The sequence below is a fragment of the Pseudomonas sp. NFIX10 genome, assembly GCF_900111955.1.
In the GTDB taxonomy this organism is placed as follows: domain Bacteria; phylum Pseudomonadota; class Gammaproteobacteria; order Pseudomonadales; family Pseudomonadaceae; genus Aquipseudomonas; species Aquipseudomonas fluorescens_AA.
In genome coordinates, this window is sequence record NZ_FOKH01000039.1 from 17,477 (window position 1) to 35,313 (window position 17,837).

Consider the following 17,837-nt stretch of genomic DNA (forward strand, 5'->3'; position numbering starts at 1 on the left):
GGAGAACGGACCACCCAAGCGATTTAAACGGCCACCGCCGATTCCAGGAAGTCCTGGGCAAAGCGTTGCAGCACGCCCCCGGCTTCATAGATCGACACTTCTTCGGCGGTATCGAGACGGCAGGTCACCGGTACTTGGATGCGCTCGCCGTTCTTGCGAGTGATAACCAGGGTCAGCGTCGCCCGCGGCGTGCGTTCGCCGATCACGTCATAGACTTCGCTGCCATCGATGCCCAGGGTCTTGCGATCGGTGCCCGGCTGGAACTCCAGCGGCAACACGCCCATGCCCACCAGATTGGTGCGGTGGATGCGTTCGAAACCTTCGGCGGCGATCGCCTCGACACCGGCCAGGCGCACGCCCTTGGCCGCCCAATCCCGGGACGAACCCTGGCCGTAGTCGGCGCCGGCAATGATGATCAGCGGCTGCTTGCGCTCCATGTAGGTCTCGATGGCCTCCCACATGCGCATGACCTTGCCTTCCGGCTCGACGCGAGCCAGGGAGCCCTGCTTGACCTTGCCGTTTTCCTGGACCATTTCGTTGAACAGTTTCGGGTTGGCGAAGGTGGCGCGCTGCGCGGTCAGGTGATCGCCACGGTGGGTCGCGTAGGAGTTGAAGTCCTCTTCCGGCAGGCCCATTTTCGCCAGGTACTCGCCAGCGGCGCTGTCCAGCATGATGGCGTTGGACGGCGACAAATGGTCGGTGGTGATGTTGTCCGGCAACACCGCCAGCGGGCGCATGCCCTTGAGCGGCCGCGCACCGGCCAGCGCCCCTTCCCAATACGGCGGACGACGGATGTAGGTGCTTTGTGGGCGCCAGTCGTACAGCGGCGTCACTTTCGGCCCGGTGTCTTCCTGGATGGCGAACATCGGAATGTACACCTGGCGGAACTGCTCCGGCTTCACCGAAGCCTTGACCACCGCGTCGATTTCTTCGTCGCTCGGCCAGATGTCCTTGAGGCGGATCTCGCGACCGTCCACCACGCCCAGCACATCTTTTTCGATGTCGAAACGGATGGTCCCGGCGATGGCATACGCGACCACCAGGGGTGGCGATGCCAGGAACGCCTGCTTGGCGTACGGATGGATACGCCCGTCGAAGTTGCGGTTGCCCGACAACACGGCGGTGGCGTACAGGTCGCGGTCGATGATTTCCTGCTGGATCACCGGGTCCAGCGCGCCCGACATGCCATTGCAGGTGGTGCAGGCGAATGCCACCACGCCGAAGCCCAGTTTCTCGAGTTCGGACGTCAGGCCGGCCTCATCCAGGTACAGCGCCACGGTTTTCGAACCCGGCGCCAGGGACGACTTCACCCACGGCTTGCGGGTCAGGCCCAGGCGGTTGGCGTTGCGCGCCAGCAGGCCGGCGGCGATCACGTTGCGCGGGTTGCTGGTGTTGGTGCAACTCGTGATCGCGGCGATGATCACCGCGCCGTCGGGCATTTGCCCGGGCACATCGTCCCACTGGCCGGAAATGCCTTTGGCGGCCAGCTCCGACACCGCGACGCGGGCGTGGGGGTTGCTCGGGCCAGCCATGTTGCGGACTACCGAGGACAGGTCGAAGGTCAGGCCACGCTCGTACTGCGCGCCCTTGAGGCTATCGGCCCACAGGCCCACGTGCTTGGCATAGGTTTCCACCAACTGCACCTGGGTGTCTTCGCGGCCGGTGAGCTTCAGGTAGTCAATCGTCTGTTGATCGATATGGAACATCGCCGCTGTGGCGCCGTATTCCGGCGCCATGTTGGAAATGGTCGCCCGGTCGCCCAAGGTCAGGGCGCTGGCGCCCTCACCGAAAAACTCCAGCCAGGCACCGACGACTTTTTGCTTGCGCAGGAACTCGGTCAACGCCAGCACCATGTCGGTGGCGGTGATGCCCGGCTGCAGCTTGCCGGTCAGCTCGACGCCGATGATTTCCGGCAGGCGCATCCACGAGGCGCGACCGAGCATGACGCTTTCGGCCTCCAGGCCACCGACGCCGATGGCAATCACGCCCAGGGCATCGACGTGGGGGGTGTGGCTGTCGGTGCCGACGCAGGTGTCGGGGAACGCCACGCCGTCACGCTGCTGGATCACCGGCGACATTTTTTCCAGGTTGATCTGGTGCATGATCCCGTTGCCCGGCGGAATCACGTCGACATTCTTGAAGGCTTTCTTGGTCCAGTTGATGAAGTGGAAACGGTCTTCGTTGCGCCGGTCTTCGATGGCGCGGTTCTTGGCGAAGGCTTGCGGATCGGCACCACCGCTTTCCACCGCCAGGGAGTGGTCGACAATCAGCTGCGTCGGCACCACCGGATTGACCTGCGCCGGGTCACCACCCTGCATGGCGATGGCGTCGCGCAGGCCGGCCAGGTCCACCAGGGCGGTCTGGCCGAGGATGTCATGGCACACCACGCGGGCCGGAAACCACGGGAAATCCAGGTCACGCTTGCGCTCGATCAGTTGCAGCAGCGACTCGCGCAGCGTGGCCGGGTCGCAGCGACGCACCAGGTTTTCCGCCAGCACGCGGGAGGTGTACGGCAGGCCGTCATAGGCGCCGGGGCGGATGGCCTCCACGGCGCCGCGAACGTCGAAATAATCCAGCGAAGTGCCAGGCAGCGGTTTGCGAAATTCTGTGTTCATCGTCAGGACTCGGTCACGGTGGTTTCAGAAAGGCGCTTGCCACGACCATGATCGTTCCCACGCTCTGCGTGGAAACGCATCCAGTGACGCTCTGCGTCACAGGGACGCGGAGCGTCCCGGGCGGCATTCCCACGCAGAGCGTGGGAACGATCACAGCAATTAGCGTCAGCGCCCTCCAGCTCAGCGTTGTTCGATTGGCACGAACTTGCGCTGTTCGACGCCGGTGTACTCGGCGCTCGGTCGGATGATGCGGTTGTTGGCGCGTTGTTCGAACACGTGGGCGGCCCAGCCGGTCAGGCGCGAGCAGACGAAGATCGGCGTGAACAGCTTGGTCGGGATGCCCATGAAGTGGTACGCCGAGGCATGGTAGAAATCGGCGTTGGGGAACAGCTTCTTCTGCTCCCACATGGTCTTGTCGATGGCTTCGGAGACCGGGAACAGCACGGTATCGCCCACTTCGTCGGCGAGTTTTTTCGACCAGCCCTTGATCACCTCGTTGCGCGGGTCGTTGTCCTTATAGATCGCATGGCCGAAGCCCATGATCTTGTCCTTGCGCGCGAGCATGCCGAGGGTGCCTTCAATGGCCTCCTGCGGTGAGCTGAAGCGCTCGATCATTTCCATCGCCGCTTCGTTGGCACCGCCATGCAACGGGCCACGCAGCGAGCCGATGGCGGCGGTGATGCAGGAGAACAGGTCCGACAGCGTGGAGGCGCAGACCCGGGCGGTGAAGGTCGAGGCGTTGAATTCGTGCTCGGCGTAGAGGATCAGCGAGACATTCATCACCTTGACGTGCAGCTCGCTCGGCTTCTTGCCGTGCAGCAAGTGCAGGAAGTGGCCGCCGATGGACACTTCGTCGGTCACGCATTCGATGCGCTGGCCTTGATGGCTGAAGCGATACCAGTAGCACATGATCGCCGGGAACGCGGCCAGCAGGCGATCGGTCTTGTCATGTTGCTGGGAAAAATCCTGCTCGGGTTCCAGGTTGCCCAGGAACGAGCAGCCGGTGCGCATCACGTCCATCGGGTGGGCGTCGGCGGGAATGCGCTCCAGCACTTCCTTCAAGGCTTGGGGCAGGTCGCGCAACTGGCGCAGTTTAGCGGTGTAGGCATCCAACTGTGCCTGGGTCGGCAGTTCGCCGTACAGCAGCAGGTAGGCCACCTCTTCAAATTGCGCATCTGCCGCCAGGTCGCGAACATCGTAGCCGCGGTAGGTCAGGCCGGCACCCGATTGGCCCACGGTGGACAATGCGGTTTGCCCGGCCACCTGGCCACGGAGCCCGGCGCCACTGAGTACTTTTGCTTCGGCCATTTGCTGTCTCCATTTTCTTGAAATTGTGGGGGAGTCGCGCCTTACTTCTTCGCCGCGAACAACGCATCGAGCTTCTGCTCGAAGGTGTGGTAGTCGATGCGATCGTAAAGCTCCATGCGGGTCTGCATGGTGTCGATGACATTCTGTTGCGTGCCGTCGCGGCGGATCGCGGTGTAGACGTTCTCGGCCGCCTTGTTCATGGCCCGGAAGGCCGACAGCGGGTACAGCACCAGGGACACGTCGGCACCGGCCAGCTGTTCGGTGGTGTACAGCGGGGTCGCGCCGAATTCAGTGATGTTGGCCAGGATCGGCGCTTTCACACGGCTGGCGAACAGCTTGTACATCTCAAGCTCGGTGATGGCTTCGGGGAAAATCATGTCGGCACCGGCCTCGATGCACGCGGCGGCGCGGTCCAGGGCAGACTCCAAGCCTTCCACCGCCAAGGCATCGGTACGCGCCATGATCACGAAACTGTCATCGGTACGGGCATCGACGGCGGCCTTGATGCGGTCGACCATCTCTTGCTGGGAGACGATTTCCTTGTTCGGACGATGGCCGCAACGCTTGGCGCCGACCTGGTCTTCGATATGAATCGCCGCGGCGCCGAACTTGATCATCGACTTGACCGTGCGCGCCACGTTGAACGCCGAGGAACCGAAGCCGGTGTCCACGTCCACCAGCAGCGGCAGGTCGCACACATCGGTGATGCGACGTACATCGGTCAGCACGTCATCCAGGCCGGTGATGCCCAGGTCCGGCACGCCGAGGGAACCGGCCGCCACGCCGCCGCCCGACAGGTAGATCGCCTTGAAACCGGCGCGCTTGGCCAGCAGCGCGTGGTTGGCGTTGATCGTGCCCACCACTTGCAGCGGATGCTCGCTGGCGACCGCATCGCGGAAACGCTGGCCTGGAGTGCTGTTGCTCATGACTCACCTCGTTCAGTGGCGGCGCTGTCCTGGAAATGACGCGCGATATTGCGTTTGGAAGCGCCGATGTGCCGGCGCATCAATAATTCAGCCAGTTCGCCGTCACGGTCGGCGATGGCGTCGAGAATCCGGTGGTGCTCGGCAAAGGCCTGGCGCGGACGGTTGGGCGTGGTGGAGAACTGGATCCGGTACATGCGCACCAGTTGGTACAGCTCGCCGCACAGCATCTGCGTCAGGGTGCGGTTGCCGCTGCCCTGGATAATCCGGTAATGAAAGTCGAAATCGCCTTCCTGCTGGTAATAACCGACACCGGCCTGGAACGCCGCATCGCGCTCGTGGGTTTCCAGCACTCGGCGCAGTTCGTCGATTTCTTCCAGGGTCATGCGTTCGGCCGCCAGGCGGCAGGCCATGCCTTCGAGGGATTCACGGATTTCGTAGAGTTCCAGCAGCTCGGCGTGGCTCAGCGACACCACCCGGGCACCGACGTGAGGCACCCGCACCAGCAGGCGCTGGCCTTCCAGGCGGTGAATGGCCTCGCGCAGCGGCCCGCGGCTGATGCCGTAGGTGCGCGCCAGCTCAGGCTCGGAGATCTTGCTGCCAGGGGCGATCTCGCCCTTGACGATGGCGGCCTGGATACGCCGGAAGACGTTCTCGGACAGGGTCTCCGAGTCGTCCTGGACCATCACCGGGGCTTCGAGCTGATCGAGCATATTGTCGACACCTTGGAAATCAATATGGCAAAAACTAACCAACAACGACCTTTACGTCAAAACAAAAATCAACATTGTCGACAATCGTCTAATAAACACCCTGGAGATAACCCTGTTGCATGAAGACTCGTAGCCTCCGGCCAGCGGTGGCGTCAGAAAACCACCGTGCTAGAATGCCGCGGTTATTCGCCGCTCTCCTTTTATTAGAGAAAGGCTGCCTAGGGAGCTTGTGCAGTAATGCCAGGGCCTGAACCGATAAACGGAACGCTGCGCACCAGGATCTATGACACTCAAGCCCTTATCTGCCGCTTTCTATTTCATGTGCCTGCCGGGGCTTGCCGTGGCGGGTGAAAAAACCGTGTACGGCCTCAACGAATACGCCGCCCTGCAGGGTATCGACCTGGAGGTCGCCGCCAAGCTCGACACCGGCGCCAAGACCGCATCCCTCAGCGCCCGGGACATCAAGCGCTTCAAGCGCAATGGCGAATCCTGGGTGCGTTTTTACCTGGCCATCGACGCCGCCCACTCGCACCCCATCGAACGTCCGCTGGCGCGGGTCAGCAAGATCAAACGCCGCGCCGGTGACTACGACCCGGAAGAAGGCAAGAAATACACGGCCCGGCCGGTCATCGAACTGGACATCTGCATGGGCTCGGCCCTGCGCAGCATCGAAGTGAACCTGACCGACCGCAGCGCCTTCCAATACCCGTTGCTGATCGGCTCCGAGGCGCTCAAGCGCTTCGACGCGCTGGTCGACCCCAGTCTTAAATACGCTGCCGGCAAACCCGCCTGCGCCAATGCCGCTCAAACCGCAGAGTAATTCCAATGCGCTCCCTTACCCTCCATCTGAAAATGCTGATCGCCATCCTGGTGGTGCTGGGCCTGTCGGTGACGGCCTATCAGATTTTCGTGCTCGGCATCCCGGTCACCGAAGACGCCACCGACGATTTGTGGAACATCGACGCCAAGGTCGAATTCGTGCCCAACGCCAAGGATCCGGTGAAGATCCAGATGTTCGTGCCGCCCCTGAGCCGCGACTACGTGAGCCTCAACGAGAGTTTCATTTCCAATAATTACGGCGTGGCGGTGAACCGGGTCGACGGTAACCGCAAAGTGACCTGGTCAGCCCGGCGCGCCAAGGGCAACCAGACCCTTTATTACCGCCTGGTGCTGACCAAGCGCTACAGCGCCGAGAAAACCAAGGTCAAGGGCCCGACCTTCCGTGACAGCATCGCCGTCGAAGGCCCGGAGAAACTGGCCGCCGAAGCCCTGCTCGCGCCGATCCGCCAGCACTCGGCCGACGTCGAGACGTTCATCAGCGAAGCGATCAAGCGGGTCAACAACCTCAACGACGACAACGTCAAGCTGTTGCTGGCCGGTGATCCTTCCTCGGCCAACAAGGCGCGCATCGTCGAATTGGTGCTGTCCATCGCCCACGTGCCGGTGGAAAAGGTCCACACCATCCGCCTGGTGGCCGACCAGCCGCAGACGCCCGAACTGTGGCTGCGCAGCTTCAACGGCACCGACTGGCTGTATTTCAACCCGGACTCCGGCGAACAGGGCCTGCCCACCGACCGCCTGCTGTGGTGGACCGGCGATGAAAACCTGATCACCGTCGATGGCGGCAAGAAAGCCACCGTCACCTTCAGCATGAACAACAGCGAAATGAACGCCATCCGCCTGGCCAAGCTGACGGACGAGAACACCGACGCCAACTTCCTCGAATACTCGCTCTACGGCTTGCCGCTGCAAACCCAGCAAACCTTCATGATCATGGTGATGATCCCGATCGGCGTGCTGGTGATCCTGATCCTGCGCAACCTGATCGGCCTGCAAACCCTCGGGACCTTTACCCCGGTGCTGATCGCCCTGGCCTTCCGTGAAACCCAGTTGGGCTTCGGCATCATCCTGTTCACGGTGATCACCACGCTGGGCCTGTCGCTGCGTTCGTACCTGGAGCACCTCAAGCTGCAGATGCTGCCAAGGCTCTCGGTGGTACTGACGTTCGTGGTGGTGCTGATCGCCGCCATCAGCCTGTTCAGCCATAAGCTGGGCCTGGAGCGCGGCTTGTCGGTGGCACTGTTCCCGATGGTGATCCTGACCATGACCATCGAACGCCTGTCCATCACCTGGGAAGAGCGCGGCGCCGGCCACGCGATGAAAGTCGCCATCGGCACCTTGTTCGCCGCGTCCCTGGCGCACCTGATCATGAGCGTGCCGGAACTGGTGTACTTCGTGTTCACCTTCCCGGCGATCCTGCTGATCCTGGTGGGCTTCATGCTGGCCATGGGACGTTATCGCGGCTACCGCCTGACCGAGCTGGTGCGGTTCAAGGCCTTCCTCAAGGCAGACTCCTGATGTTCGGCTTCTGGAAGACCTGGAAGGCCCTGGAAGCCCGGGGCATCATGGGCATCAATCGGCGTAACGCCGATTACGTGCTCAAGTACAACAAGCGCAGCCTGTACCCCATCGTCGATGACAAGATCATCACCAAGGAACGGGCCATCGCCGCCGGCATCCATGTGCCGGAGCTGTACGGGGTGATCTCCACCGAGAAAGAAATCGACAAGCTCGACGACATCATCGGCGGGCGCACCGACTTCGTGATCAAGCCGGCCCAGGGCGCTGGCGGCGACGGCATCATCGTCATCGCCGACCGCTTCGAAGGCCGCTACCGCACGGTGTCCGGCAAGATCATCAGCCATGAGGAAATCGAGCACCATGTCTCCAGCATCCTCACGGGCCTGTATTCCTTGGGCGGGCACCGTGACCGGGCGCTGATCGAGTACCGCGTGACGCCGGACCAGATCTTCAAGAGCATCAGCTACGAGGGCGTGCCGGACATCCGCATCATCGTGCTGATGGGCTATCCGGTGATGGCCATGCTACGGCTGCCAACCCGACAGTCCGGCGGCAAGGCCAACCTGCACCAAGGCGCCATCGGCGTGGGCGTCGACCTCGCCACGGGCCTGACCCTGCGCGGCACCTGGCTGAACAACATCATCACCAAACACCCCGACACCACCAACGCGGTGGACGGCGTGCAACTGCCCTATTGGGACGGTTTCATGAAACTGGCCGCCGGTTGCTATGAACTGTGCGGGCTGGGCTACATCGGCGTCGACATGGTGCTGGATCAGGAGAAAGGGCCGTTGATCCTGGAACTGAATGCCCGACCGGGCCTGAACATCCAGATCGCCAACGACTGCGGCCTGACCCTGCGCACCCACGCGGTGGAAGCCCGCCTGGAAGAACTCAAGGAACGGGGCGTTATCGAAACCGCTGAAGAACGCGTGGCGTTTGCCCAGGAGCTGTTTGGGCATATTCCGCCGGTTGAGGGCTGAGGCTTGAAAGCGGGAGTCTGAAGCTGAGGCTGAAGGCTGGAGTGTGAAACCCTGTGGCGAGGGAGCTTGCTCCCGCTGGGGTGCGAAGCGCCCCTCAAAACCCAGCACCGCAGTGCATCAGGCTGACCGCGTTCAACTGCCTGGGGTTGCTTCGCAACCCAGCGGGAGCAAGCTCCCTCGCCACAAGGTGTTCACATCCGAATATTTTCGATAACCCCATACTTGCTCATCTCCGACATCCCCCTAGGAGCAAATCCTACAGGGGATTACAATCGCTCCCCCGCCTGAATGGCTGACCCGCCCCGCCCATGCCAACCTGCTCCGTACACCCGCTGCCCTACCGCACCAACCCCGCCGAGTATTTCGCGGCGATCCGTCATGCCCCGGGCAGCGTGCTGCTCGACAGTGGCCGGCCGAGTGCCGAGCGTGGGCGTTACGACCTGCTCAGTGCCTGGCCGCTGGCACAATTGGCGGTGTTGCCGAACGAGAGCGGCGGCGATTTCCTGCAACGCCTGCGCATTCAGCTGACGCAACTGGGCGATGCGGTGCTGCCGGGCACGGTGCAATTGCCCTTCGCCGGCGGCCTGATCGGCTACTTGAGCTACGACTTCGGCCGACACCTAGAAACCCTGCCATCCCACGCCCAGGACGACCTGCAACTGCCCGACGCGCGTTTTGGCGTGTACGACTGGGCTTTGATCAGCGACCACCAGGCGGGCACCAGCCAACTGGTGTTCCATCCCCATTGTGGCGAAGACGAACGCCAACGCCTGATCGCGTTGTTCAGCCAGCCGACCACCGCCGCCATTCCCTCGTTCAGCCTTGAAGGACCGATGACGCCGGACCTCAGTGCCGAAGCCTACCGACAGGCGTTCGAACGTATCCAGGCGTATATCCAGGCCGGCGACTGCTATCAGGTCAACTTCGCCCAACGCTTCCGCGCGCCCTGCCAGGGTGATGCCTGGGCCGCTTACCAGGCGTTGCGGACGGCTTGCCCGACACCGTTTTCCGGCTTCCAGACCCTGCCGGAGGGCGGCGCGGTGCTGAGCCTGTCCCCAGAGCGCTTCGTCAAAATCAGCGAAGGCCAGGTGGAAACCCGGCCGATCAAGGGCACCCGCCCCCGCGGCACGACGCCCGAGGAAGACGCGGCCCACGCCGCCGAACTGCTGGCCAGCCCCAAGGACCGGGCGGAAAACCTGATGATCGTCGACCTGCTGCGCAACGACCTGGGCCGCACCTGCCGTATCGGCTCGGTGCGAGTGCCGGAGTTGTTCAGCCTGGAAAGCTACCCGAACGTGCATCACCTGGTCAGCAGCGTGACCGGCGAACTGGCCGACGACAAGGACGCCCTGGATCTGATCGCCGGCAGCTTCCCCGGCGGCTCGATCACCGGCGCGCCGAAAATCCGCGCCATGCAAATCATCGACGAACTCGAACCGACCCGGCGCGGGCTGTATTGCGGCTCGTTGCTATACCTGGACGTGCGCGGAGAAATGGACAGCTCCATCGCCATCCGCAGTTTACTGGTCAAGGATGGGCAGGTGTGCTGCTGGGGCGGTGGCGGGATTGTCGCGGATTCGGACTGGGAGGCCGAGTATCAGGAGTCGATCACCAAGGTTCGGGTGTTGCTCGAAACCTTGCAGAACCTCTAAAAGCATCGCGGGCAAGCCTTGCTCCCACAGGGTATAGCGCCAGTCTGTGGGAGCAAGGCTTGCCCGCGATGACAGTGTGTCAGTCAACATCAATGCTGGCTGGCACACCGCTATCGCGAGCAAGCTCGCTCCCACAGTTTTTTACTTACAGGCTGAGATCACGGTTCGACGCCTTGATAAATTCCTGCTTCAACTCGGCAAACGTGTGCACCGCCGGGAATTGCGGGAATTCACGGATCACGTTCTCCGGCGCATGGAACAGAATTCCGGCGTCGGCTTCGCCCAGCATCGTGGTGTCGTTATAGGAATCCCCCGCCGCAATCACACGGTAATACAGGCTCTTGAAAGCCAGAACCGACTGGCGCTTGGGATCTTTCTGACGCAACTGGTACCCCGTCACCCGCCCGCTGTCCTCGGTAATCAAGCGATGGCAGAGCAACGTCGGGAAACCCAGCTGGCGCATCAACGGTTGGGAAAATTCGTAGAACGTGTCGGAAAGAATCACCACCTGGAAGCGCTCGCGCAGCCAGTCGACGAATTCGATGGCGCCGTCCAGCGGCTGGAGAGTGGCGATGACTTCCTGGATGTCGGAGAGCTTGAGGCCGTGCTCATCGAGAATGCGCAACCGTTGCTTCATCAGCACGTCGTAGTCGGGAATGTCCCGAGTGGTTGCCCTGAGGGAATCAATCCCGGTTTTTTCAGCGAAGGCGATCCAGATCTCCGGGACCAGCACACCTTCCAGGTCGAGACAGGCAATTTCCACAAGACACTCCCATTTTTTCTGATGTTTATCGGTTGAGCGAATAAAAGGCTTGCCGACTCTAGCCATTCGCCAGAGCCCGCGCAACGCACAGGAGCGCGCCAGCCCCGACAGCTTTTGTTACCATCAGCCCCATATAGAGCGCCCAGCGCCACCGACCTGTAGGAAACCGCCCTGATGAGCCCATCGTTCGACGTCGTGGAACTCGCCACGACCTATGCCAACAAGTCCCCCCAGGACATCCTCAAGCTGGCCTTCGCCGAATTCGGCGACGAGCTGTGGATATCGTTCAGTGGCGCCGAAGACGTGGTGCTGGTGGACATGGCCTGGAAACTGAACAAGAACGTCAAGGTGTTCAGCCTCGACACCGGTCGCCTGCACCCGGAGACCTATCGCTTCATCGATCAGGTGCGCGAGCACTACAAGATCGACATCGAACTGGTCTCGCCGGACTACACGAAACTTGAACCCTTCGTGAAGGAAAAAGGCCTGTTCAGCTTCTACAAGGACGGTCACGGCGAGTGCTGTGGCATCCGCAAGATCGAGCCGCTGCGCCGCAAGCTGACCGATGTCCGCGCCTGGGCCACCGGCCAGCGCCGCGACCAGAGCCCCGGCACCCGCAGCCAGGTGGCCGTGTTGGAAATCGACACGGCGTTTTCCACCCCCGAGCGCACCCTGTACAAGTTCAACCCGCTGTCGCAGATGACCAGCGAAGAAGTCTGGGGCTACATCCGCATGCTCGAGCTGCCTTACAACAGCTTGCATGAACGTGGCTTCATCAGCATCGGCTGCGAACCCTGCACCCGCCCGGTGCTGCCGAACCAGCACGAACGCGAAGGCCGATGGTGGTGGGAAGAAGCCACGCAGAAAGAATGCGGGCTGCACGCCGGAAACATCATCGCCAAATCCAAGACCGTCTAAGCGTCCATCGCCCTCTGTACACAAAAATGTCACCGCAAATGGCATTTTTGTGTGCACTTCTATCGTTACTGCCCCGAAAGGTTACACCCAATTTCCCCTCCCACCTGGCTTCCTTCCCTCACTGGCGTTCGCCCAAAAATAAATACCTGTTTAAACGGTCAGCTTTAAATCTCCATATTTCAGTCAGTTATTCAAAGAACATAACGAAACGAAATTAGCGCTACGTTGGATAGATCCACAAGTGGCATAAATCTGGCTTGAGTCGACAAGTGTTTTGTATACAACATTTATAAAATATACACACACTTTAGATCCGCAAGCCTGAAGCGCCCTATCCCGTACAGGCTGCAGATGCCCCGTAACCAATGATGCTCGCCCGCCGCGACGAAGATTTGTCGAGCCCCGCGCTCATGCACAGTCATCGCAGCGCCGAGAATCAGGAGCCTGCCGGAATGCGTACAAGTCTCTCCAATAACATCGCGCTGGATCTGCCCTCCTCCACCCCTGCCCCCGATGACAACGCCGCAGCGTCCCTGGCCTTGAGCCCGCGGCTGCACAACAAGGACCTGGCGCCCACCAAGGCCGAAGGTCGCCGCTGGGGCCGCTACAGCATCTTTGCCCTGTGGACCAACGACGTGCACAACATTGCCAACTATTCCTTCGCCATCGGCCTCTATGCCCTGGGGTTGGGTGGCTGGCAGATCTTGCTGTCCCTGGGGATAGGCGCGGCACTGGTGTATGGCTTCATGAACCTGTCCGGCTACATGGGCCAGAAAACCGGGGTGCCGTTCCCGGTGATCAGCCGGATCAGCTTCGGGATCCACGGCGCGCAGATTCCTGCGTTGATCAGGGCGGTCATTGCGATTGCCTGGTTCGGGATCCAGACCTACCTGGCGTCGGTGGTGTTTCGCGTGTTGCTGGTGGCGATCCACCCGGGCTTCGCCGACTACGACCGCGACTCGATCCTGGGCCTGTCGAGCCTGGGCTGGGTGTGTTTCGTGGCGATCTGGCTCGTGCAACTGGTGATCCTGGCCTACGGCATGGAGACGGTGCGCCGATATGAAGGTTTCGCCGGTCCGGTGATCCTGGTGACCGTCGCGGCCCTGGCCGGTTGGATGTACACCCAGGCCGGTGCCACCATTGCCTGGTCGATCCGCGAGCCGCTGACCGGTGGCGAAATGTGGCGCAATATCTTTGCCGGCGGCGCCCTGTGGCTGTCGATCTACGGCACCTTGATCCTCAATTTCTGCGACTTCGCCCGCTCCTCGCCGTGCCGCCGAACCATCATCGTCGGCAATTTCTGGGGCCTGCCAGTAAACATCCTGGTATTTGCCGGGATCACCATCCTGCTCTGCGGTGCGCAGTTCCAGATCAACGGGCAAATCATCGAAAGCCCGACCCAGGTCGTCGCCTCGATCCCCAACACGTTCCTTCTGGTGTTGGGCTGCCTGGCCTTCCTGATCGTCACCGTGGCGGTGAACATCATGGCCAACTTCGTCGCCCCGGCGTTCGTGCTCAGCAACCTGGCGCCCAAGTACCTGACCTTCCGCCGCGCCGGGCTGATCAGCGCCGCCATTGCCGTACTGATCCTGCCGTGGAACCTGTACAACAGCCCACTGGTGATCGTGTATTTCCTGTCCGGTCTCGGCGCCCTGCTCGGGCCGCTGTACGGGGTGATCATGGTCGACTACTGGCTGCTGCGAAAAGGCCGCATCAACGTGCCACAACTGTACAGCGAGGACCCGAACGGTGCGTATTTCTACAGCAATGGGGTCAACCTGCGGGCGGTGGCGGCGTTCATTCCGGCCGCACTGATCGCCATTATCCTGGCCCTGGTGCCCGGTTTTGACGCCGTCTCAGCGTTTTCCTGGCTGATTGGCGCTTCGATTGCAGGGCTGCTGTACCTGATCATCGCCAAGCGCGAACCGTATTACGAAGACGTCAGCGGCGAATCCATCGCTGTGGATAACGTTCATCATTGATCCCTCAAACGGCCCGGCCGGTACGGGCCGCTTACTTTCATGCAGCAAGGAGGACAGCTCATGCGAATTCTCGTGGTCAACGTCAACACCACCGAATCCATCACCCAGGCCATCGCCCGCCAGGCCCAGGCCGTGGCCGCGCCGGGCACCGAGATCATCGGGCTCACGCCGCATTTCGGTGCCGATTCCATCGAGGGCAATTTTGAAAGCTACCTGGCGGCCATTGCGGTGATGGACCGGGTGATGTCCTACGACCAGCCGTTCGACGCAGTGATCCAGGCCGGCTACGGCGAGCATGGCCGCGAAGGTCTGCAAGAACTGCTGAACGTGCCGGTGGTGGACATCACCGATGCCGGGGCCAGTACCGCCATGTTCCTCGGTCACGCTTATTCGGTGGTCACCACCCTGGACCGCACCGTGCCGCTGATCGAAGACCGGCTCAAGCTGTCCGGCCTGTTCGACCGCTGCGCCTCGGTACGGGCCAGCGGCCTGGCGGTGCTGGAACTGGAGCAAGACCCGCAACGGGCGGTCGAGGCCATCGTGCGCCAGGCCGAACTGGCGGTCAGCCAGGACAAGGCCGAAGTGATCTGCCTGGGCTGCGGCGGCATGGCCGGGCTCGATGAGCAGATCCGCCAGCGCACCGGGGTGCCGGTAGTCGATGGCGTGACGGCGGCGGTGACCATTGCCGAGTCGCTGGTGCGACTGGGTTTGTCGACCTCGAAAGTGCGCACCTACGCCACGCCTCGGCCCAAGACCATCATTGGCTGGCCGGGGCGGTTTGGGCGGTGAGTTCACAGGCTTGGACCGAGTTGCCCCTAATCGCGAGCAAGCTCGCTCCCACAGGGTTTGTGGTGCTCACGAAACTGCTGATCATCCACCAACTGTGGGAGCGAGCTTGCTCGCAATTGAGGCCAACTCGGTCCAGAGCCCAACTCAAACCGCACTGAACCGCCGCGCCAACCCCAGCTCGGCAAACTGCTCGATGATGAAATCCACGAACGCCCGGGTCTTGCCCGGCAGCAACTTATGCTCGGCGTAGTAAATGGAGATATTGCCGTCATCGACGTACCAGTCCGGCAGCACCCGTTGCAACGCGCCGGACTCCAGGTAGGGCACGGCCACCGGCATGCTCACCAGCCCGATGCCCAGCCCTTGGGCCGCGGCCGCGCAGTCGGCTTCCGAATCGCTCATGGTCATGCGGGTCTTGAGCATGAGCGGGCTGTGTTGCTGGGTTCGGCTGGTCAGTTGCCAGGAACGCACGCGACCGGTTTGTGGCGAGCGAATCAAGATGCCCTGGTGCTGCGCCAGATCTTCCGGCTCCACCAATGCAGCGTGAGTGTTCAGGTAGTCTGTGGACGCGACCAGCACCCGATGAGCCACCGTCAACTTGCGCGCCACCACGCCCTGGGGCAGCTCGAAACCACCGCCGATGGCGGCATCGAAACCCTGGCCGATCAGGTCTACCTGGCGGTTATCAAAATGCCAATCCGGGTTGATCGCCGGGTAGCGCCGCAAAAACTCGCCTAGCAATGGCACGACATACAAGCGACCGAACGCCGTGCCCATGCTCACCTTCAGCGTTCCCGCCGGTTGCCCACCGGCGCTGGCCAGGTTGGCGACGGCGTTCTGGATGGTGTTGAAACTGCTGCCGACTTCCCTCAGGAACAACTGGCCGGCTTCGGTCAGCCTCAGGCTGCGGGTGCTGCGCTGGAACAGTCGCACGCCCATCCGCGCCTCCAGCTTGGCGACGCTTTTACCCACCGCCGCCGGGGTCACGCTCAAGCGGCGCGCCGCTTCGGCAAAGCTGCCGACTTCGGCGCTGCGCACAAAGCATTCGATACTGTTGAAGGTCTCCATGGGGCCCACTCTAAACTTTTGGTTTAGACAGACTATAGCAATGACGGTCTACACAGCCCATGACGTCTTCTTGATACTCGCTCCATCACCGCGGCACCTCGCCCCGGCACTTTTTGGAGAACATCATGAGTACCCAAGCACTGAACGGTAAAGTCGCCTTGATCCAGGGCGGTTCTCGCGGCATCGGCGCCGCCATCGTCAAACGCCTTGCCGCAGAAGGCGCCGCCGTGGCCTTCACCTACGTCAGCTCCGGCGCAAAATCCGAAGAACTGCAGAACAGCATCACCGCAGCGGGCGGCAAGGCCTTGGCAATCAAGGCGGACAGCGCCGACGCCGACGCCGTCCGTAACGCCGTCGCCGCCACCGTCGAAGCGTTCGGGCGACTGGATATCCTGGTCAATAACGCGGGCGTGCTGGCCATGGGGCCGCTGGATGAATTCAAACTCGAAGATTTCGACCAGACCCTGGCCGTCAATGTGCGCAGCGTGTTCGTCGCCACCCAGGCGGCAGCGCGGCACATGGGCGAAGGTGGCCGGGTCATCAACATCGGCAGCACCAACGCCGACCGCATGCCCTTCGTCGGCGGCGCGACCTACGCCATGAGCAAATCCGCGCTGGTGGGCCTGACCAAAGGCCTGGCCCGCGACCTCGGCCCGCGCGGCATCACCGTCAACAACGTGCAGCCCGGCCCGGTGGACACCGACATGAACCCGGCCGACAGCGACTTCGCCTCCAGCCTGTTGTCCCTGATGGCCGTCGGGCGCTACGGCAACGTCGATGAAATCGCCAGTTTCGTCGCCTACCTGGCAGGGCCGGAAGCCGGTTATATCACCGGCGCCAGCCTGACCATCGACGGTGGTTTCGGCGCCTGACCCGAGCCGATCATTGTGGCGAGGGAGCTTGCTCCCGCAGGGCTGCGCAGCAGCCCTTCGCTGTCAGGTCCATTCCAACTCCGGCAAACCGCAAAGGCTCGGCTGGAACATTCTCAAGGAGCGGATGATCCCGTCGGCATGGGCGTATTTTTCGTCCGCCATGGCCGAGTCCGGAATGGCGATGGCGGTCATGCCGGCGGCTTTCGCGGCTGTCACGCCGAACGGCGAATCCTCGAACACCAGGCAATCGCGCGGCTCGACACCCAGGCGCCGGGCGGCGGTGAGGAAGATATCCGGTGCCGGTTTCGCCGCGCCGACTTCAGGATCGTCCGCCGTCACGATGCAATCGAACAGCGCGAACCAGTCCCGGTGCAAGGTGGTTTTGAGTTCGAACGTGGCACTCGATGAACTGGTACCCACCGCGATCGGAACGTTGTGGGCTTTGAGATGCCGCACCAGTTCCTCGGCACCGGGCATACCCAGGGCGTGAGGAAAACGCTCGCGCATCAAGGGCTCGCGGATGACCAGGAATTCCTGGGGGGTGATCGGCAACTCCAGGGCCTGGACGACGTAATTGGCCAGGTCGGTGGCCCCGCGCCCGATGATGTTCTGCTTGACGCTCCAATCGAACGTGCGCCCGTAGCGCTCGGCGATGATGGAGGTGACCTCGGTGTAGATCCCCTCGGTGTCCAGCAACAGCCCATCCATGTCGAAAATCACAGCCTTGATCGGGCCAAACTCTTTCAGCGGTGCATTCATCGCATCTGATCCGTTATCAACACAACATTCCAGGGATGGCTCAGGTGCGGCCAGGGCAGCGTGTTCGCCTTAAAGGATTCAGCAGGATAACGAAGGGGGCTTGGAACCGGCAATGGGAAATGAGGATGAGC

Annotated in this window: 15 protein-coding genes; 8 read left to right on the top strand and 7 right to left on the bottom strand. The window is 62.2% G+C overall.

Features of this window, described 5'->3' with window-relative positions:
- Positions 1-23 precede the first annotated feature (23 nt).
- The 4 genes from acnD to BM321_RS26310 form a co-directional block, all read right to left on the bottom strand.
- Positions 24-2,615, bottom strand: coding sequence for a Fe/S-dependent 2-methylisocitrate dehydratase AcnD (gene acnD, locus BM321_RS26295; protein WP_092445754.1), 2,592 nt, complete (start codon positions 2,613-2,615; stop codon positions 24-26).
- Positions 2,616-2,795: 180 nt separating this feature from the next.
- A complete protein-coding gene (gene prpC / locus BM321_RS26300) occupies positions 2,796-3,923 on the bottom strand; it encodes a bifunctional 2-methylcitrate synthase/citrate synthase (RefSeq protein ID WP_092147410.1) in 1,128 nt (375 codons plus the stop codon).
- A gap of 41 nt (positions 3,924-3,964) precedes the next feature.
- Positions 3,965-4,849, bottom strand: a complete 885-nt coding sequence (gene prpB, locus BM321_RS26305; RefSeq protein WP_030137801.1) for a methylisocitrate lyase — start codon at positions 4,847-4,849, stop codon at positions 3,965-3,967.
- Positions 4,846-5,559 (bottom strand): GntR family transcriptional regulator, encoded by a 714-nt coding sequence (locus BM321_RS26310; protein WP_092445756.1) that lies wholly within the window; start codon positions 5,557-5,559, stop codon positions 4,846-4,848. Before BM321_RS26310 ends, prpB begins: the two co-directional genes overlap by 4 nt.
- Before the next feature lie 283 nt (positions 5,560-5,842).
- Between BM321_RS26310 and BM321_RS26315 the strand changes: the two genes are divergently transcribed.
- The 4 genes from BM321_RS26315 (at position 5,843) to pabB (ending at position 10,555) form a co-directional block, all read left to right on the top strand.
- Entirely contained in the window at positions 5,843-6,379 is a 537-nt protein-coding gene (locus BM321_RS26315) for a retropepsin-like aspartic peptidase RloA (RefSeq protein WP_053186065.1), read from the top strand.
- A gap of 5 nt (positions 6,380-6,384) precedes the next feature.
- A complete protein-coding gene (locus tag BM321_RS26320; RefSeq protein WP_060741350.1) occupies positions 6,385-7,917 on the top strand; it encodes an osmotic stress tolerance membrane protein RloB in 1,533 nt (510 codons plus the stop codon).
- The gene (locus BM321_RS26325) at positions 7,917-8,903 is read left to right on the top strand and encodes an alpha-L-glutamate ligase-like protein (protein WP_092168683.1); all 987 of its coding nucleotides are present in this window, start codon (positions 7,917-7,919) and stop codon (positions 8,901-8,903) included. The genes BM321_RS26320 and BM321_RS26325 overlap by 1 nt, the downstream gene beginning before the upstream one ends.
- A 308-nt stretch (positions 8,904-9,211) precedes the next feature.
- Positions 9,212-10,555, top strand: a complete 1,344-nt coding sequence (gene pabB / locus BM321_RS26330; protein WP_092445757.1) for an aminodeoxychorismate synthase component I — start codon at positions 9,212-9,214, stop codon at positions 10,553-10,555.
- A 145-nt stretch (positions 10,556-10,700) separates the two neighbouring features.
- Here the strand turns inward: pabB and thrH are convergent, their stop codons facing one another.
- Positions 10,701-11,318 carry a bifunctional phosphoserine phosphatase/homoserine phosphotransferase ThrH gene (gene thrH, locus BM321_RS26335; RefSeq protein ID WP_092445759.1) on the bottom strand — a complete coding sequence of 206 codons (618 nt, stop codon included), beginning with the start codon at positions 11,316-11,318 and terminating at the stop codon, positions 10,701-10,703.
- A gap of 174 nt (positions 11,319-11,492) precedes the next feature.
- Between thrH and BM321_RS26340 the strand changes: the two genes are divergently transcribed.
- The 3 genes from BM321_RS26340 to BM321_RS26350 all read left to right on the top strand — a co-directional run bounded on the left by BM321_RS26340 (position 11,493) and on the right by BM321_RS26350 (position 15,007).
- Entirely contained in the window at positions 11,493-12,236 is a 744-nt protein-coding gene (locus BM321_RS26340) for a phosphoadenylyl-sulfate reductase (RefSeq protein ID WP_013693959.1), read from the top strand.
- A gap of 452 nt (positions 12,237-12,688) precedes the next feature.
- Positions 12,689-14,218 carry an NCS1 family nucleobase:cation symporter-1 gene (locus tag BM321_RS26345; protein WP_092445760.1) on the top strand — a complete coding sequence of 510 codons (1,530 nt, stop codon included), beginning with the start codon at positions 12,689-12,691 and terminating at the stop codon, positions 14,216-14,218.
- Positions 14,219-14,278: 60 nt separating this feature from the next.
- Positions 14,279-15,007 carry an aspartate/glutamate racemase family protein gene (locus BM321_RS26350; RefSeq protein WP_092445762.1) on the top strand — a complete coding sequence of 243 codons (729 nt, stop codon included), beginning with the start codon at positions 14,279-14,281 and terminating at the stop codon, positions 15,005-15,007.
- 144 nt (positions 15,008-15,151) lie between these two features.
- Here the strand turns inward: BM321_RS26350 and BM321_RS26355 are convergent, their stop codons facing one another.
- Positions 15,152-16,075 carry a LysR family transcriptional regulator gene (locus BM321_RS26355; RefSeq protein ID WP_092445764.1) on the bottom strand — a complete coding sequence of 308 codons (924 nt, stop codon included), beginning with the start codon at positions 16,073-16,075 and terminating at the stop codon, positions 15,152-15,154.
- Between the two features lie 125 nt (positions 16,076-16,200).
- Between BM321_RS26355 and BM321_RS26360 the strand changes: the two genes are divergently transcribed.
- A complete protein-coding gene (locus BM321_RS26360; protein ID WP_060741343.1) occupies positions 16,201-16,947 on the top strand; it encodes a 3-oxoacyl-ACP reductase family protein in 747 nt (248 codons plus the stop codon).
- 63 nt (positions 16,948-17,010) lie between these two features.
- Here BM321_RS26360 and BM321_RS26365 read toward each other — a convergent pair whose 3' ends face one another.
- Positions 17,011-17,706 carry an HAD-IA family hydrolase gene (locus tag BM321_RS26365; protein ID WP_092332475.1) on the bottom strand — a complete coding sequence of 232 codons (696 nt, stop codon included), beginning with the start codon at positions 17,704-17,706 and terminating at the stop codon, positions 17,011-17,013.
- Positions 17,707-17,837 lie beyond the last annotated feature (131 nt).

What these genes read in the sequence shown, in the direction of transcription:
- acnD (WP_092445754.1), bottom strand. Translation starts at nt 2,615, where the DNA reads ATGAACACAGAATTTCGCAAACCGCTGCCTGGCACTTCGCTGGATTAT.
- prpC (WP_092147410.1), bottom strand. Translation starts at nt 3,923, where the DNA reads ATGGCCGAAGCAAAAGTACTCAGTGGCGCCGGGCTCCGTGGCCAGGTG.
- prpB (WP_030137801.1), bottom strand. Translation starts at nt 4,849, where the DNA reads ATGAGCAACAGCACTCCAGGCCAGCGTTTCCGCGATGCGGTCGCCAGC.
- BM321_RS26310 (WP_092445756.1), bottom strand. Translation starts at nt 5,559, where the DNA reads ATGCTCGATCAGCTCGAAGCCCCGGTGATGGTCCAGGACGACTCGGAG.
- BM321_RS26315 (WP_053186065.1), top strand. Translation starts at nt 5,843, where the DNA reads ATGACACTCAAGCCCTTATCTGCCGCTTTCTATTTCATGTGCCTGCCG.
- BM321_RS26320 (WP_060741350.1), top strand. Translation starts at nt 6,385, where the DNA reads ATGCGCTCCCTTACCCTCCATCTGAAAATGCTGATCGCCATCCTGGTG.
- BM321_RS26325 (WP_092168683.1), top strand. Translation starts at nt 7,917, where the DNA reads ATGTTCGGCTTCTGGAAGACCTGGAAGGCCCTGGAAGCCCGGGGCATC.
- pabB (WP_092445757.1), top strand. Translation starts at nt 9,212, where the DNA reads ATGCCAACCTGCTCCGTACACCCGCTGCCCTACCGCACCAACCCCGCC.
- BM321_RS26340 (WP_013693959.1), top strand. Translation starts at nt 11,493, where the DNA reads ATGAGCCCATCGTTCGACGTCGTGGAACTCGCCACGACCTATGCCAAC.
- BM321_RS26345 (WP_092445760.1), top strand. Translation starts at nt 12,689, where the DNA reads ATGCGTACAAGTCTCTCCAATAACATCGCGCTGGATCTGCCCTCCTCC.
- BM321_RS26350 (WP_092445762.1), top strand. Translation starts at nt 14,279, where the DNA reads ATGCGAATTCTCGTGGTCAACGTCAACACCACCGAATCCATCACCCAG.
- BM321_RS26355 (WP_092445764.1), bottom strand. Translation starts at nt 16,075, where the DNA reads ATGGAGACCTTCAACAGTATCGAATGCTTTGTGCGCAGCGCCGAAGTC.
- BM321_RS26360 (WP_060741343.1), top strand. Translation starts at nt 16,201, where the DNA reads ATGAGTACCCAAGCACTGAACGGTAAAGTCGCCTTGATCCAGGGCGGT.
- BM321_RS26365 (WP_092332475.1), bottom strand. Translation starts at nt 17,706, where the DNA reads ATGAATGCACCGCTGAAAGAGTTTGGCCCGATCAAGGCTGTGATTTTC.